The organism is Streptomyces sp. NPDC104106 (assembly GCF_055584345.1).
In genome coordinates, this window is sequence record NZ_JBVJMF010000002.1 from 283,517 (window position 1) to 298,694 (window position 15,178).

Sequence of the window (15,178 nt, forward strand, 5' to 3'; positions counted from 1 at the left end):
GCAACCATAAGCCGATTGGGCCGGTCTGCCGAGAGGTCGTGGAAGGCCGGGCCCACAAGGGCCGGGCCGGGATGCCGAGGGGCGTCGGCATCCCGGCCCGGGGACAGGGGCCGTCCGGCGGCCGGGTCATCGGCTGCCGGACGGCTTGGGCGGTGGCCGTCAGGCGGCCTGGGCCAGCGTGACCTTCACCGGTTCCGTACCGGCCGCGCTGTGGCGTTCGGCCCAGTTCTCCAGGGCCGTGCGGCAGGCATGGTCCAGGTGGTGCAGGCCGGACAGGTCCAGGCGGACCGGGCGGTCCTGGGGGAGGGACTCCAGGCTGTCGAGGATCTTCGGCAGCCGCAGGAACGTCGCGTTGCCCGACAGGCGGGCGTCGACCGGACCCGCCCCCTTGTCGATGACCTCCAGCTTGATGTGCGAGGCCTCCCAGGCGGTCTTGACCACCGCGAGCGCCAGGCCGACCAGCACGCCCTCGAACATGCTGACCGCCACGATCGCGACCGCGGTCACGGCCAGGATCAGGGCCTCGCCCCGGTTCTCGCGCCACAGTCCCGCGAGCGCCCGGACCGGCACCAGCTTGGCGCCCGAGTAGATCAGGATGCCGGCGAGCGCCGGGATCGGGATGTACGCCAGCACGTCCGGCAGCAGCGCGGCGAACAGCAGCAGCCACACACCGTGCATGACCCGGGAGGCCTTCGTCCGGGCGCCCGCCTGGACGTTGGCCGCGCTGCGCACGATCACCGCCGTCATCGGCAGCGCGCCCAGCAGACCGCACACCGCGTTGCCGGCTCCCTGGGCGACCAGCTCCTTGTCGTACTCGGTGCGCGGTCCGGAGTGCAGCCGGTCCACGGCCGCCGCGCTGAACAGCGACTCGGCGGACGCGATCAGCGTGAACGCGACGACCGTGCCGAGCACACCGACGCTCGCCAGTTCGCCGAAGGCGCTGAGCGGCGGCGGCTGGATCGATCCCAGCAGGCCCCGCACCTCCACGGTGGCGACCGGCAGGTCCAGCGCGAACGCGGCCAGCGTGGCGAGGCCGACCGCGGCCAGCGGGCCGGGGAGGGCGCGCACCTTCGCCGGGGCGTGCTTCCACAGCAGCAGGACCGCGATCGTGCCCGCCGCCACGGCGAGCGAGGCGAGGGCCGCGCCTGCGCCGAGGGCGTCCCAGAACGCCCCGGGCAGCCCGGCGATCTTGCCCAGACCGGAATCGGGCGCTTTCGCCGCCAGCGCCGGATACAGCTGTCCGGCGATGAGGACCAGACCGATTCCGGCCAGCATGCCCTCGACGACGGAGACCGAGATGGCGCGGAAGTAGCGGCCGAGCCTCAGCAGGCCCATGGCCACCTGGATCGCTCCGGCGGCGAGCACGATCACGCCGAGCACCGGCAGGCCGTACTCCTTGACCGCCTCGAAGACGAGGACGGTCATGCCGGCGGCCGGCCCCGACACCTGCAGGCTGCTGCCGCGCATCAGCCCGGTGACGAGGCCGCCCACGATGCCGGTGACCAGGCCCAGTTCGGCCGGGACTCCGGAGGCGACGGCCACGCCGACGCACAGCGGCAGCGCGACCAGGAAGACGACGAGGGACGCGGCGAAGTCCTGCCGCGCGTGGGGGAAACGGGATATGAAGGGATTCCTGGTGGTCATCGGCGCGCTCACAGGGACTCGAAGGTGTCGGTCTGCGGGCGGTGCGCCCGTACGGCGCCGGTGTGCACCTCGTAGTACCAGGCGTGCAGGCCCAGTCGGCCCTCCGCGATCCGGCGCTCGACACAGGGGTAGGAGCGCAGCCGCAGCAGCTGGGTCAGGACATGGGCCTGCACGCCCTCGGCGACCTCCGGGTCCTCGGCCGCGCCGGCCGGGCGCGGGGTGGCGTGCGCCAGCCAGTCGCGCACGGCCGGTACGGCGGTCAGGTCGTCGCCGCGCACCAGCGCGCCGACCGCGCCGCAGTGCGAGTGGCCGCAGACGACGATGTCGCGGACGCCGAGCACCTGCACGGCGTACTCGATGGTGGCGGCCTCACTGGTGGGGTGCTCGGAGGTGTGCGGCGGGACGATGTTGCCCGCGGTGCGCAGCTCGAACAGCTCGCCGGGGCGGGCGCCCGTGATCAGGGCCGGGACGACCCGGGAATCGGAGCAGGTGATGAAGAGCACCTGCGGGGACTGGCCTTCGGCGAGCCCGGCGAACTCCTCAGGGCGTTGTCCGAAGCTACGGGCGTTGTCGATGAGGGGCTGCATGGGTGTGGGTTCCTCCTGGCGCGCCTGCACGGGCGCGTCGGACTTGAACGACGGATTGTGGGGGGCGAGAAAAGGCCCGGTGGCCGGACCCGAGCTGACCGGCTGTCAGCAGCGGAAGACCTGAAGTGCCGCCGGGGTGTGAGCTCTTGGGGGTCTCGGGCCGTGCGGCTCGACGGCACCGGGGGTGCCCGGGGCGTCGGTGTCGCCGACGGCCCGGCCGGCTATGAGCGGGTGTTCCTGCGCGCAGCAGGCGGTCGAGCAGCGCTGTCTGTCGCGCAGGTGCGGAACGCCCACGGGGTCGCCCGGGCAGCCTGGAACGCGCACTGAGGCGCCACCGTCGCGCGCCGGCTTGACGGGAGAGGCGATTCCGGGCTCGGCCTTGGCCTGAGCCTGGCTGAGCGTGTGCGCGGATGCGAAGGATCCCGCGGGAGCGAAGAGCGGGAACGCGAGCAGTGTGGCGGCGAGCAGGGCGAGCAGGGTCCGGGCCGTCGCACCTCGGAACATGCGCACCTCCCGCCGTGGATCCATGCCTCTTGTCCAGACCAAGCATTGGTCAATGAATGGTCAAGAGACACGGTAACCCGGCGAAGGCCTTTGCAGGGTTAACTGCGCGTTACGCGCACAAGAGAGCGTGGAAAGTGCGGGTCGCGTGGCGTGAACTCGCCCTTGACCCGCGGCAGCTTGATCGACTGGAGGGCGGTGTCAGGCGCCGACGAGCCCCTTGGCGTCCCGGGCCAGCGCGGTGAGCCGGGATATCGCGCGGAAGTACTTCTTGCGGTAGCCGCCGTTCAGCATCTCCTCGCTGAAGAGGCGGTCGAACGGCAGCCCCGAGGCCAGCACCGGGACCTCACGGTCGTAGAGCCGGTCCGCGAGCACCACGAGCCGCAGCGCCGTCGACTGGTCGGGCACCGGCTCCACGCCGGTCAGGCACACGGCCCTGACCCCGTCGGTCAGCGCGCCGTACCGGCTCGGGTGGACCCGCGCGAGGTGCTCCAGCAGATGCGGGAAGTCGTCCAGCGAGGCGCCTTCGGTGGCGTACGCCGTCTTCGCCACCTCCTCGTCGGAGAAGGGCTTCGGGGCCTCGGGCAGGCCGCGGTGGCGGTAGTCCTCGCCGTCGATGCGCAGGGTGCGGAAGTGCGCCGACAGCCCCTGTATCTCGCGCAGGAAGTCGGCGGCGGCGAACCGGCCCTCGCCCAGCTTGCCGGGCAGCGTGTTGGAGGTGGCGGCGAGCGCGACGCCCGCGTCGACCAGCTTGCCGAGCAGCGTGGAGACCAGGACGGTGTCGCCCGGGTCGTCCAGCTCGAACTCGTCGATGCACAGCAGGCTGTGCCCGGACAGGGTCTGCACCGTCTGCTGGAAGCCGAGGGCGCCGACCAGGTTCGTCAGCTCCACGAACGTGCCGAACGCCTTCCGGGAGGGCTCGGCGGGGGTGGCGTGCCAGAGGGAGGCGAGCAGATGGGTCTTGCCGACGCCGTAACCACCGTCCAGGTAGACCCCGCGCGGCCCGGCCGGGGCCTTGGCCGCCTTGGCCCTGCCGAAGCCGAAGAATCCGCGCTTGCCGGCGCCGGAGGCGTGCGCCCCGCCGAGCCCGGCCGCGAAGCCCTCCAGGACCCCTACGGCCTCGGTCTGGCTCGGCTGGTTCGGGTCCGGGAGGTACGTCGAGAAGCGGACCGAGTCGAAGCGCGGCGGCGGCACCATCTCGGCGACCAGCCGGTCCGCGGGGACGTGCGGCTCGCGGGCGCACAGGGACAGGGGGCCCGCGTCGGTCAGGGGGCCGGATCCGGGGGCGGTGGTGGAGGACGACACGATTACCCATGCTAAGCGCCGTGTCACACTGCACGACATGCGACGCCTGTTCCCTGTGACCGACCAGACAGCAGCCCGCGACTCCCTGGCCCCAGGTGAGGGGACGGGGGGAGAGGGCGGTGGGGGAGCCGCCGGCGTCGGGGCCGGTGCGCCGGCGGACCGGGAGTGGAGCCTGGCCGAGCTCGCCGCCGCCTACGCCTACCCGGAGCCCGGGCCGGGCGGCCCGCAGCCCTGGCTGCGGGCCAACATGGTCTCCACCCTGGACGGCGCCGCGCAGCACGACGGGCGTTCGCAGCCCATCTCCTGCGCCGCCGACATGCGCATCTTCGGCACCCTTCGGGCGCTCGCGGACGTCGTCGTGGTGGGCGCGGAAACGGTACGCCAGGAGGGTTACCGCCCGGCACGCGCGCGTGCCGAGTTCGCAGGGGCCCGCAAGGCCGCCGGACAGGGCCCGGCACCGGCGATCGCGGTCGTCACCGCCGGCCTGGCCCTGGACTTCTCGCTGCCGCTGTTCACCTCGCCCCTGGTGCCCACGCTGATCCTCACCGGGGCCGCGGCCGCCCCGGACCGGGTCGCCGCCGCCGAGAAGGCCGGCGCCCGGGTGGTGGTCGCGGGCGACGGCATGGGCGTCGACCCGGCCCGCGCGGTGCACGCCCTCGCGGAACTCGGCCACACCCGGCTGCTCACCGAGGGCGGGCCCCGGCTGCTCGGCCAGCTGATCGCCGCGGAGGTGCTGGACGAGATGTGCCTGACCCTGTCGCCCATGCTCACGGCGGGCGCCGCGCAGCGCATCGCCGGGGGCCCGCCGGTCGCCGTGCCGCGGCACTTCTCCCTCGTGTCCCTCCTGGAGGAAGCCGGATTCCTGTTCGGCCGTTACCGTCGGTCCTGAAAGCAGCGGAATCTGTCGTTCCGTTTACCTTCCGGAGGGCAGACTTAAGTACCGGCAGAAACCGTGGCGGCACGGGGCAGGATGGTTTCCGCAGCGGCCCTGTCGGGGCCCACGGAGGAGAAGAGGCGTTTGGTGTTCACAAGCGTTCTGATGATCGAGAAGGCCTTGACGTCCGCCGACGTGGAGTTCGTCACCACCTTGCACGGAGACGAGCCGGTCACCTTCCACGTACTCCTCCAGCCGCGCGGCGACCAGGCGGACCGCCTGCTGCGGGCCATCGACGACATCGCGCTCGGTGAACTGGACGAGGCGGTGCGGGAGCACGAGACCCCTGAGGGGGACGACGCCAGGAGCGTCGGGCAGCAGGCCCTCGACGTCTCCGTGCAGGCGCTGCGCGCCTCGGGGAGCCGGGCCGAGGGGCGGCTGGTCGAGGACCATCCGCTGGACGCGCTGAAGTCCCTCGTCGCGGAGGTGTCCGCCGACGAGGTGATCGTGCTGACCGATCCGCACTACGTCGAGGAGTTCTTCCACCGGGACTGGGCGTCACGGGCGCGGCACAAGGTGGGGGTGCCGGTGCTGAAGCTGTTCTCGCACAGCAAGGCCCAGTGACGTCGGCTGTCAAAGAAGGTACGAGATCGGCATAGGCTTGGGCGGCGCCCCGTCGGGGGCCCGCTCACCGTCGTACCGCACTCTGGGGAGAACCACATGGCACCCGGCCTTCCTACCGCCATGGACCGACCGCACTTCATCGGCATCGGCGGCGCCGGGATGTCGGGGATCGCGAAGATCCTCGCCCAGCGCGGCGCGAAGGTGGCCGGCAGCGACGCCAAGGAGTCGGCGACCGTCGAGGCGCTGCGGACGGCCGGTGCCACCGTGCACATCGGGCACGCGGCCGGGCACCTCGCCGACGACGCGAGCTGTGTCGTCGTCTCCTCGGCGATCCGCGAGGACAACCCCGAGCTGGCCCGCGCCGCCGAACTGGGCATCCCGGTGGTGCACCGCTCCGACGCGCTCGCCGCGCTGATGGAGGGGCTGCGCCCGATCGCCGTGGCGGGCACGCACGGCAAGACCACGACCACCTCGATGCTGGCCGTCTCGCTCACCGAGCTGGGCCTGGAGCCGTCGTACGCCATCGGCGGCGACCTGGACGCGCCCGGCTCCAACGCGCTGCACGGCGCGGGCGACATCTTCGTCGCCGAGGCCGACGAATCGGACCGCAGCTTCCACAAGTACACCCCCGAGGTCGCCATCGTCCTCAACGTGGAGCTGGACCACCACGCCAACTACGCCTCGATGGACGAGATCCACGAGTCCTTCGAGACGTTCGCCGGGAAGATCGTGCCCGGCGGCACGCTGGTGATCTCCGCCGACCACGAGGGCGCGCGGGAGCTGACGCGGCGGCTGGCCGGCTCCGTGCGGACCGTGACGTACGGCGAGGCCGAGGACGCCGACGTGCGGGTGCTGTCGATCGTCCCGCAGGGACTCAGGAGCCGGGTCACGGTGGTGCTCGACGGGCAGGAGCTGACCTTCGCCGTCTCCGTGCCGGGCCGTCACTACGCCCTGAACGCCGTCGCCGCGCTCACCGCCGGAGCCGCCCTCGGCATCCCCGCCGCCGAACTGGCCCCCGCGCTCGCCGCCTACACCGGCGTCAAGCGGCGCCTGCAGCTCAAGGGCGAGGCCGCCGGGGCGCAGGTGATCGACTCCTACGCCCACCACCCGACCGAGATGACCGCCGACCTGGAGGCCATGCGGTCCGCCGCCGGTGACGCCCGCATCCTCGTCGTCTTCCAGCCGCACCTGTTCTCCCGCACCCAGGAGCTGGGCAAGGAGATGGGCCAGGCGCTCGCTCTCGCCGACGCCTCGGTGGTTCTCGACATCTACCCGGCCCGCGAGGACCCGATCCCGGGCGTGACCAGCGAGCTGATCACCGAGGCCGCGCGCGCCGCCGGCGCCGACGTGACCGCCGTGCACGACAAGGCGCAGATCCCCGCCCTGATCGCGGGAATGGCGAAGCCGGGCGATCTGGTTCTCACCATGGGCGCGGGCGACGTGACCGACCTGGGCCCGCTGATCCTGGACCGTCTGTCGCAGCAGTGAAGGGGCTGAGCCTCATGTCGTACGACGTCGAGAAGCCGGACGAGCAGTGGCGCGCGGAGCTGACCGAAGCCGAGTACGCGGTGCTGCGCCGGGCCGCCACCGAGCCGGCCTTCACCGGTGAGTACACCGACACGAAGACCAAGGGCGTCTACTCCTGCCGGGCCTGCGGTGCCGAACTGTTCACCTCCGACACCAAGTTCGAGTCGCACTGCGGCTGGCCGTCCTTCTACGACCCGAAGGACACGGACGCCGTCGAACTGGTGGAGGACCGTTCCCACGGCATGGTGCGCACCGAAGTGCGGTGCGCCCGCTGCGGCTCGCACCTCGGGCACGTCTTCGAGGGCGAGGGCTACCCGACCCCGACCGACCAGCGGTACTGCATCAACTCCATCTCGCTGCGCCTGGCCCCCGCCGAGGGCTGAGCCCGCCGCCCCGGCCGTCCTGTGAAACGACGGCATGAAGCGGATCAACGGACGCGCCGAATCTGGCAAAAGGCGTGTCCGAAACGCTTCGTCCGGTCGAAGATGGGCAACGCCGAACACGGCAGCGGGAGGGGCGAACCATGCGGTGACCGGTCCCCGATGAGGCTGACGGGACCGACGGCATGGATGTGACGAATGGGGCCGACGCCCCACTCGCTCCGGTTTGAGATTCTGTGAGGGTGTTGGGTGTGGCGCGCTGGATCCAGTCCCGTCGCAGGCCCCTGCCTGCCGACGGCGGCCACCACCGCGCCGACGCCGGCGACCAGGCGCCGCCGGCGTCCCCGCGAGCCCAGGAAGCCGCGGCCGCCGCGCACCCCGCGCCGGCCGCCGACGCGGCCACGGCCGGCGCCCGGCTCGCCGCGCTGCGCGAGGCGCTGGCCGGCATCGGCACCACCCTCGACGAGGCCACGACCTGCGCCGAGTTGACCCGGGCCGCCGTACGGCTGGTCGGCGGCACCGCCGCCGTACTGCGCCGCACCGGGCAGACGGTCTCCGGCTACGAGGAGATCACCGGGGACGCCGACGTGCTGCCCGACGTCCGCTGGGCCACCGCCGTGGCCCGCGAGACGCAGGCACCGGCACTCGGCGGCCCGGACGAGCCCTGGCTGGAGTACGCCGGCCCGCCCCGCACCCGGGCCGCCCTGTGCGCCCCGCTGACCAGCGGGGATGACGTGTGCGGCGCCCTGGTGTGGGCGCGTTCCGGCCGGCCGTTGCGCGCCGGGGAAGCCGAGCTGCTCAGCCTGCTCGCGGAGCGCGCCGCCTCCCACATCCGGCACGCCCGCGCCTACGAAGACGTCAACCGCACCGCCGGTGATCTGCAGCGCGCCCTGCTCGAAGAGCCCGGCCGCCCGCACCCCAACCTCGACGTCGCCATCCGCTACCTCCCGGCCGGCCGGCACACCGTGGTCGGCGGCGACTGGTGCGAGACGGTACGGCTGCACTTCGGGCGGACCCTGCTGGTCGTCGGCGACGTCATGGGGCACGGCCTGGAGGCCGCCGTCGACATGAACGCCTACCGCTCCTCGCTGCGCTACATCGCCTCCGCCGACCTGCCCCCGCACCGGGTGCTGCGGCAGATGGACGAGATCGCCTCCCGGGAGGCCGAGCGCCGGCCGGCGACCTGCCTGCTGGCCGGCGTCGACCCCGGCCGGCGCCAGGTCACGCTGGCCAGCGCCGGGCATCTGCCGCCGGTGCTCATCGGCCGGGACGGCGAGGCCACGCTGCTGCCGCTGCCGGTGGGACCGCCGCTCGGCACGGGGCTCGGCGGGTACGAGTCGGCCACGCATCCGCTGGCGCCCGGCCAGACGCTCGTGCTGTTCACCGACGGGCTGGTGGAGCGCCGCGGCGAGGACATCGACGCCTCGCTGGCGCGGCTGTCCGCCGTACGGTTCCCGGCGGGGGACGGGCCGGAGGAGGTGCTGGACACGATCCTCCGGCGACTGGACGCGCGGCACGCGGAGGACGACGTCGCGGCGCTGGCGGCACGGCCGTACAGTCGGCAGGGGGACTCGCCGAAGGGGTGACGCGGCCGCGCGCCCGTTCAGTCCGGCAGCCGCACCGTGAACACCGTCATGCCCGCCGCCCGCTGCCCGCTCCAGCGACAGCGTCCCGCCGTGCGCCTCCACCAGCGCCCGTGCCACCGGACAGGCCCAGGCCGCTGCCGCCCCGGTCCCTGCTGCGGGCCTTGTCGACGCGGTGGAAGCGGTCGAGGACGCGGTCCCGGTCGGCGTCCGGGACGCCGGGGCCCGCGTCGGCGATCCGGACGGAAGTCCCGTCGGCGCCCGAGGCCACCGTCACGGCCACCTCCGTCCCGGGCGGGGTGTGCGCGGCAGCGTTGGTGAGCAGGTTGTCCAGCACCTGGCGGATCCGTACCGGGTCCAGGCGCAGCCGCACCGGCCGGTCGCCGGTGCCGACGGTCAGCGGGTGGCCGGGGTGCCCCGCGCGAAAGGCGTCCGCGGCCTCGCGCACCAGCTCCGTCAGGTCGGTGTCCGCGCAGCGCAGCGGGGTCTCGACCTCGGCCGCGTCCAGCCGGGCGAGCAGCAGCAGGTCGTCCGGGAGGACGCCCATGCGGGCGGCCTCGGCGCGCAGACGCGCCAGGTGGCGGTCGCGTTCGGCGGGTTCGTTGGCGGCCGCGTACTGGAACAGGTCGGCGTAGCCGCGCACCGACATCAGCGGGGTGCGCAGCTCGTGCGAGGCGTCGGCGACGAACCGGCGCAGCCGCTGCTCGGCCTGCGCGCGCACCGCGAGGGAGCCGTCGATGTGCTCCAGCATCGTGTTGAAGGCCGTGCGCAGCTCCTCCACCTCCGGGCCGCCGCCCTTGCGGTCGGCGCGCAGCGGCAGCCGGGCCGCCGGGTCGGTCAGGTCGTGCGAGGCGATCCCGTGTGCGGTGTGCGCCATGTCGCTCAGCGGCTCCAGCCCCCGGCGCGGCATCCACCCGCTCATCCTGCGGCACCCGTTCGGCGTCGCCCGAGGTGCCCGCCCCCGCCGGGCACCTCGATACTCAAGTGAAAGTCGTCCGACAGGAGAACGACAGCATCGGCGGGCGAAGCTCGTCACCCAGGACCCGATCAAGGAGCTGCCGTCCGTGACGACCCTCCAGACCCGTCCCGCACCCCCCACTGCGATACGCCCCCGGGCCGTGGCCCGGACCGGGCTGTACGCCCTGCTGGCCGCCAACGCGGCGGTGGTCGCCTGGTTCTTCGTCCAGGCGGGCTTCGCCTCGAACACGCTGATCGTGCTCGGCCGCCTCTGCGGTCTGTACGGCGCCCTCCTCATGGCCTTCCAGCTGCTGCTGGTGGCCCGGCTGCCCTGGCTGGACCGCCGCATCGGCATGGACCGGCTGACCTCCTGGCACCGCCGGACCGGCTTCGGCGTGCTGTGGACCCTGCTCGCGCACGTCGTCTTCATCACCTTCGGCTATGGCCAGGCGTCCTCGACGGACCCGGTGAACCAGCTCGTGAACCTCGCCGAGACCACCGAGGGCGTGCTGCGCGCCGTCGTCGCGCTGGGCCTGATCGCCGTGGTCGGCGCGGTCTCCGCCCGCTGGGCCCGGCGCCGGCTCGCCTACGAGACCTGGCACTTCATCCACCTGTACACCTACGTCGCCGTGGTCCTCGCCTTCACCCACCAGATCGCGGCCGGTACGACGTTCGCCTCCTCTCCCGCCGCGCGGACGTACTGGTACACCCTGTGGGGCGCGGCCCTCGGCGCCGTGGCGCTCGGCCGGCTGGTCCTGCCGCTGTGGCGGAACCTGCGGCACCGCCTGCGGGTCGAGGCGGTCGTCCCCGAGTCCGACGACGTGGTCTCCGTCTACGTCACCGGCCGCGACCTGGACCGGCTGCCCGCGCGCGCCGGGCAGTTCTTCCTGTGGCGGTTCCTCACCAAGGACCGCTGGTGGCAGGCCAACCCGTTCTCCCTGTCGGCCGCCCCCGACGGCCGCACCCTGCGCCTGACCGCCAAGGCGGCCGGGGCCGGCAGCGCCGCCCTGCGGCACCTCAGGCCCGGCACGCGCGTCTTCGCCGAGGGCCCCTACGGTGCCTTCACCACCTTGCACCGCACCCGCCCGGACGCCGTCCTGATCGCCGGGGGCGTCGGCGTCACCCCCATCCGGGCGCTGCTGGAGGACCTGGACGGCCACGCCGTGGTCCTCTACCGGGTGGCCGCCGACCGGGACGCCGTCCTCCACCACGAGCTGCGCGACCTCGCCCTCGCCAAGGGCGCCGCACTGCACCTGGTGACCGGACCCGTCGTCCCCGACCGGCTCGCCCCGCGCGAACTGGCCCGGCTGGTCCCGGACATCGCCGAGCGCGACGTCTTCCTGTGCGGACCGCCCGGGATGATGACCGCCGTGCTGCGCAGCCTCGGCGACCTGGGCGTGCCCGGCAAGCAGATCCACTTCGAGCGTTTCAGCCTCGCGGGCTGAGAGAGGCACCCCACCGTGAAGCGAGCCGTTCCCGTTCTCGTCCTGTCCGCCCTCGGCCTGATCCCGGTGTGGCGGTACCAGCCGTCGACCGGGACCGTCGACACCGCACGGCCCGCGTCGACGCCGACGCCCGAGCCCACTTCCTCGGCCTCGTCGTCGGCCTCGTCGTCCTCGTCGGCCCCGAGAGTCGTCCCAGGCACCGCGGTGAGTACCTCGAAGGGTGTCTTCCAGGTGGAGGTGACCTTCCGGGGTGACAGGATCGCCTCCGTACGGATGCTCCAGGCGCCCCACCATCCGCAGACCCGGTGGGCCGTACCGGAGCTGATCACGGAGACGCTCAAGGCGCAGAGCGCCCGCATCGACGCGGTGTCCGGGGCCACGATCACGAGCCAGGGATACAAGCAGTCCCTCCAGGCCGCGCTCGACGCCGAGAGGGCGTGACGTGCGACGCGTCGAGCACGTCATGGGCTTCCCGGTGTCGCTGCGGATCGACGACGAGGGCGAGTTCACCGGGGCCGCGGACGCGGTCTTCGCGTGGCTGCGGGAAGTGGACGCCCGGTTCAGCCCGTTCATCGCGGACAGCGAGGTGTCCCGGTACGGGCGAGGGGAGTTGCCGGAGGGGGAGCTGAGCGCGGACCTGACGGAGGTGCTCGGCCTGTGCGAGGAGTACCGGGCCGCCACCGGCGGGGCCTTCGACGCGCGGCTGCCCGGCCGCGGGTTCGACCCCTGTGCGGTGGTCAAGGGCTGGTCGGTGCAGCGGGCGGCCGGTCTGGCGGCGGCGGCCGGGGCGCGCCGGTTCTGCCTCAACGCAGGCGGTGACGTGGTCGTCTCCGGCGGGCCCTGGCGGGTGGGGATACGGCATCCGGACCGGGCCGGCCAGGTGTGCGCCGTGCTGGAGGTCACCGACGCGGCGGTGGCGACCTCCGGGCGGTACGAGCGCGGCGACCACCTCCTCGACGGCCGCACCGGACGGCCCGTGACCGATCTGCTCAGCCTCACCGTGCTGGCCCCGACGCTGACCGAGGCGGACGCGACGGCCACCGCCGCCTTCGCCCTCGGGGCCGAGGGCCCGGCCTGGGCCGCCGCCCGTCCCGGCTGTGAGGTGTTCGCCGTCGACGCCGGCCGGAGCGTCGTCCGTACCCCGGGAATCCCCATGGCCCGGCCATCAGCCTGCCAGAACGCCGAAACACTCGCGGTCTAGACTCTCCCCGCAGGCGGCCTGCGCACGACGACCTTGGCCGAGAGCGGGCGGACATCTGCCAACCCCGAAGGGTATTCGGCGTTTTGATACGGATAGATTCAGTCACGAAGCGATACCCGGACGGCACGGTCGCGGTCGACCGGCTGTCGCTGGAGATACCGGACCGCGCGATCACCGTCCTCGTCGGGCCCTCGGGCTGCGGCAAGACGACGACCCTGCGCATGATCAACCGGATGGTGGAGCCCACCGAGGGCAGCATCCTCCTCGACGGCACGGACATCCGGCAGCAGCCGGTCAACTCCCTGCGCCGTTCCATGGGTTACGTCATCCAGAACGCCGGACTCTTCCAGCACCGCACCATCCTCGACAACATCGCCACCGTGCCCCGCCTGCTCGGCACACCGAAGCAGCGCGCCCGCGCCCGCGCCGCCGACCTGATGGAACGGGTCGGCCTCGACACCTCCCTGGCGAAGCGGTACCCCTACCAGCTCTCCGGCGGCCAGCAGCAGCGCGTCGGCGTGGCCCGGGCACTCGCCGCCGATCCGCCGGTGCTGCTGATGGACGAGCCGTTCTCCGCCGTCGACCCCGTCGTACGCAAGGGGCTGCAGGACGAACTGCTGCGCATCCAGGACGAGTTGGGCAAGACCATCGTCTTCGTCACGCATGACATCGACGAGGCGATCAAGCTCGGCACGATGGTCGCCGTGCTGCGCACCGGCGGCCGGCTCGCCCAGTTCGCCCCGCCCGCCGAGCTGCTCAGCGCGCCCGCCGACGCCTTCGTGGAGGACTTCCTCGGCGCCGACCGCGGCATCCGCCGGCTGTCCTTCTTCCCGTCCGGCGAACTGGCGCTTCAGACCGAGCCCATCGTGGGCGCCGACGCGGACGCGGCCGAGTTCGCCGCGCGCGCCTCGGCGCCGTACCTCCTCCTGACCAACGCCGACGGCAGGCCGCTCGGCTGGAGCGAGCCGGACCGGCTCACCGCCGGAGCCGTCGACCGGGACCGACTCCTCGACCACGGGCGCCCGTTCGTGCCCGGCCGGGACTCGCTGCGCACCGCGCTCGACGGGGCCGTGCTCTCGCCGACCGGCTGGGCCGTCGCGGTGGACGGCGAGGGCCGCGCCGTCGGCGTCGTGTCCCAGCAGGTCATCGGCGAGGCCATCCGCACCGCCCACGGCCGGGCCGCCGCCGGCGGCGCGGACGCGGCCGGTGCCGCCGACGCCAGGGCCGCCCGATGAACGGCTTCTTCGACCTGCCGAGCGACCTGGAGCACAGCTACCTGGGCCTCGTCGGGCTGCACCTGCGCGAAGGGCTGCTGCCGGTGCTGGCCGGGCTGCTCCTCGCGCTGCCCGTGGCCCAGCTGTGCGTCCGCTTCCGCTGGGTCTACCCGCCCGTCCTCGGCGTCACCACCGTGCTCTACTCCATCCCCTCGCTGGCCTTCTTCGTCGTCCTCATCGACTACTTCGGGCAGAGCGAGACCACGGTGATGATCCCGCTCGCGATCTACAGCCTGGTGGTGCTCGTGCCGGCGATCGTCGACGGGGTGCGCTCGGTGCCGCCGGAGACCCTCGCCGCCGCCCAGGCCATGGGCTTCGGACCGGTGCGCCGCTATCTGCAGGTCCAACTGCCCATCGCCGTACCGGCGATCATCGCGGGCCTGCGGGTCGCGACCGTCTCCAGCCTCTCCCTGGTCAGCGTCGGCATGCTCATCGGCAACCAGGGCGCCCTCGGCAACATGCTCTACGCCGCCACCACGTACCACCGGCCCGCCCTGGCCGTGAACTCGGTCCTGACCACGGCCGTGCTGGGCATCCTCGCCGACGCGGCGCTCGTCCTCCTGCGCCGTCTGCTCACCCCCTGGATGCCGTCGAAGGGTGCCGCCCGGTGAACGTCCTGAACTTCGCGCACGCCTTCTTCAGCGACAGCGCCCACTGGCACGGCTACGACGGCATCCCCACCCGGCTCGTCGAACACGTCACCTACTCGCTCCAGGCGCTGCTGCTCGCCGCCGCGATCGGCCTGCCCGTCGGCCTGGTCACCGGCCACTACGGCCGCGGCGGCAACGCGCTCGCACTGATCGCCACGGCGGGCCGGGCCCTGCCGAGCTTCGGTCTGCTGGTCCTGATGTTCATCTGGATCGGCTTCGGACTGCTGCCGGTGATGATCCCGCTGGTGGTGCTCGCCGTACCGCCGATCCTGGTCACCACCTACGAGGCGATCCGCTCCGTGGACCCCTCGCCCGTGGACGCCGCGCGGGGCATGGGCATGCCCGAGGCGCGGGTGCTGTTCCAGGTGGAGGTGCCGGTGGCGCTCCCGCTGATCCTGAGCGGCCTGCGCACGGCGGCCATCCAGATCGTCTCCACGGCCACCATCGCGGCCTACGTCAGCCTCGGCGGCCTCGGCCGCTACATCATCGACGGCCTCTACCAGCGCGACTACGAGAAGGTCGTCGGCGGCGCCACCCTGGTCGCCGGACTGGCCCTCGCCACCCTGGTGGTGTTCTGGGCGGTCTCCCGGATCACGGTGTCGCCGGGGGTGCGCCGGGGCGCCTGA

At 73.2% G+C, this 15,178-nt stretch carries 16 protein-coding genes; 11 read left to right on the top strand and 5 right to left on the bottom strand.

The window, feature by feature from the left end; translation table 11 throughout:
- Positions 1 to 159: 159 nt before the first annotated feature.
- The 4 genes from ACZ60X_RS05210 to zapE form a co-directional block, all read right to left on the bottom strand.
- Positions 160 to 1,644 carry a SulP family inorganic anion transporter gene (locus tag ACZ60X_RS05210; protein WP_469593462.1) on the bottom strand — a complete coding sequence of 495 codons (1,485 nt, stop codon included), beginning with the start codon at positions 1,642 to 1,644 and terminating at the stop codon, positions 160 to 162.
- Positions 1,645 to 1,652: 8 nt separating this feature from the next.
- On the bottom strand, positions 1,653 to 2,231 hold the full coding sequence (locus ACZ60X_RS05215; RefSeq protein ID WP_469593464.1) for a carbonic anhydrase: 579 nt from the start codon (positions 2,229 to 2,231) through the stop codon (positions 1,653 to 1,655).
- A gap of 105 nt (positions 2,232 to 2,336) precedes the next feature.
- On the bottom strand, positions 2,337 to 2,735 hold the full coding sequence (locus ACZ60X_RS05220) for a hypothetical protein (RefSeq protein ID WP_469593466.1): 399 nt from the start codon (positions 2,733 to 2,735) through the stop codon (positions 2,337 to 2,339).
- A 198-nt stretch (positions 2,736 to 2,933) separates the two neighbouring features.
- Positions 2,934 to 4,037 (bottom strand): cell division protein ZapE, encoded by a 1,104-nt coding sequence (gene zapE, locus ACZ60X_RS05225; RefSeq protein WP_469593468.1) that lies wholly within the window; start codon positions 4,035 to 4,037, stop codon positions 2,934 to 2,936.
- A gap of 37 nt (positions 4,038 to 4,074) precedes the next feature.
- On the opposite strand from zapE, the gene ACZ60X_RS05230 reads away from it, so the two are divergent.
- From ACZ60X_RS05230 to ACZ60X_RS05250, 5 genes are all read left to right on the top strand, one after another.
- Positions 4,075 to 4,926, top strand: coding sequence for a pyrimidine reductase family protein (locus ACZ60X_RS05230; RefSeq protein WP_469593470.1), 852 nt, complete (start codon positions 4,075 to 4,077; stop codon positions 4,924 to 4,926).
- A 132-nt stretch (positions 4,927 to 5,058) separates the two neighbouring features.
- Positions 5,059 to 5,535: an indole-3-glycerol phosphate synthase gene (locus ACZ60X_RS05235; protein ID WP_469593472.1), complete on the top strand. Its 477-nt coding sequence runs from the start codon at positions 5,059 to 5,061 to the stop codon at positions 5,533 to 5,535.
- Between the two features lie 96 nt (positions 5,536 to 5,631).
- Complete coding sequence (murC, locus tag ACZ60X_RS05240; protein WP_469593474.1) at positions 5,632 to 7,023, top strand: UDP-N-acetylmuramate--L-alanine ligase; 1,392 nt, start codon at positions 5,632 to 5,634, stop codon at positions 7,021 to 7,023.
- Positions 7,024 to 7,037: 14 nt separating this feature from the next.
- Positions 7,038 to 7,445 (top strand): peptide-methionine (R)-S-oxide reductase MsrB, encoded by a 408-nt coding sequence (gene msrB / locus ACZ60X_RS05245; protein WP_469593476.1) that lies wholly within the window; start codon positions 7,038 to 7,040, stop codon positions 7,443 to 7,445.
- A gap of 248 nt (positions 7,446 to 7,693) precedes the next feature.
- Entirely contained in the window at positions 7,694 to 9,028 is a 1,335-nt protein-coding gene (locus tag ACZ60X_RS05250) for a PP2C family protein-serine/threonine phosphatase (RefSeq protein ID WP_469593479.1), read from the top strand.
- Positions 9,029 to 9,074: 46 nt separating this feature from the next.
- Here the strand turns inward: ACZ60X_RS05250 and ACZ60X_RS05255 are convergent, their stop codons facing one another.
- Positions 9,075 to 9,947, bottom strand: coding sequence for a sensor histidine kinase (locus ACZ60X_RS05255; RefSeq protein WP_469593481.1), 873 nt, complete (start codon positions 9,945 to 9,947; stop codon positions 9,075 to 9,077).
- Between the two features lie 142 nt (positions 9,948 to 10,089).
- On the opposite strand from ACZ60X_RS05255, the gene ACZ60X_RS05260 reads away from it, so the two are divergent.
- The 6 genes from ACZ60X_RS05260 (at position 10,090) to ACZ60X_RS05285 (ending at position 15,178) form a co-directional block, all read left to right on the top strand.
- Entirely contained in the window at positions 10,090 to 11,427 is a 1,338-nt protein-coding gene (locus ACZ60X_RS05260) for a ferredoxin reductase family protein (protein WP_469593483.1), read from the top strand.
- Between the two features lie 204 nt (positions 11,428 to 11,631).
- Positions 11,632 to 11,868, top strand: coding sequence for an FMN-binding protein (locus ACZ60X_RS05265; protein WP_469593485.1), 237 nt, complete (start codon positions 11,632 to 11,634; stop codon positions 11,866 to 11,868).
- A 1-nt stretch (position 11,869) separates the two neighbouring features.
- Complete coding sequence (locus ACZ60X_RS05270; RefSeq protein ID WP_469593487.1) at positions 11,870 to 12,628, top strand: FAD:protein FMN transferase; 759 nt, start codon at positions 11,870 to 11,872, stop codon at positions 12,626 to 12,628.
- Positions 12,629 to 12,711: 83 nt separating this feature from the next.
- Positions 12,712 to 13,863 carry an ABC transporter ATP-binding protein gene (locus ACZ60X_RS05275; protein WP_469593489.1) on the top strand — a complete coding sequence of 384 codons (1,152 nt, stop codon included), beginning with the start codon at positions 12,712 to 12,714 and terminating at the stop codon, positions 13,861 to 13,863.
- Positions 13,860 to 14,513, top strand: a complete 654-nt coding sequence (locus tag ACZ60X_RS05280; RefSeq protein WP_469593491.1) for an ABC transporter permease — start codon at positions 13,860 to 13,862, stop codon at positions 14,511 to 14,513. Before ACZ60X_RS05275 ends, ACZ60X_RS05280 begins: the two co-directional genes overlap by 4 nt.
- Complete coding sequence (locus ACZ60X_RS05285; RefSeq protein WP_469593493.1) at positions 14,510 to 15,178, top strand: ABC transporter permease; 669 nt, start codon at positions 14,510 to 14,512, stop codon at positions 15,176 to 15,178. Before ACZ60X_RS05280 ends, ACZ60X_RS05285 begins: the two co-directional genes overlap by 4 nt.

Coding starts and splice junctions, on each gene's coding strand:
- ACZ60X_RS05215 (WP_469593464.1), bottom strand. CDS start 2,231: ATGCAGCCCCTCATCGACAACGCCCGTAGCTTCGGACAACGCCCTGAG.
- msrB (WP_469593476.1), top strand. CDS start 7,038: ATGTCGTACGACGTCGAGAAGCCGGACGAGCAGTGGCGCGCGGAGCTG.
- murC (WP_469593474.1), top strand. CDS start 5,632: ATGGCACCCGGCCTTCCTACCGCCATGGACCGACCGCACTTCATCGGC.
- ACZ60X_RS05255 (WP_469593481.1), bottom strand. CDS start 9,947: ATGAGCGGGTGGATGCCGCGCCGGGGGCTGGAGCCGCTGAGCGACATG.
- ACZ60X_RS05220 (WP_469593466.1), bottom strand. CDS start 2,735: ATGTTCCGAGGTGCGACGGCCCGGACCCTGCTCGCCCTGCTCGCCGCC.
- ACZ60X_RS05230 (WP_469593470.1), top strand. CDS start 4,075: ATGCGACGCCTGTTCCCTGTGACCGACCAGACAGCAGCCCGCGACTCC.
- ACZ60X_RS05210 (WP_469593462.1), bottom strand. CDS start 1,644: ATGACCACCAGGAATCCCTTCATATCCCGTTTCCCCCACGCGCGGCAG.
- ACZ60X_RS05280 (WP_469593491.1), top strand. CDS start 13,860: ATGAACGGCTTCTTCGACCTGCCGAGCGACCTGGAGCACAGCTACCTG.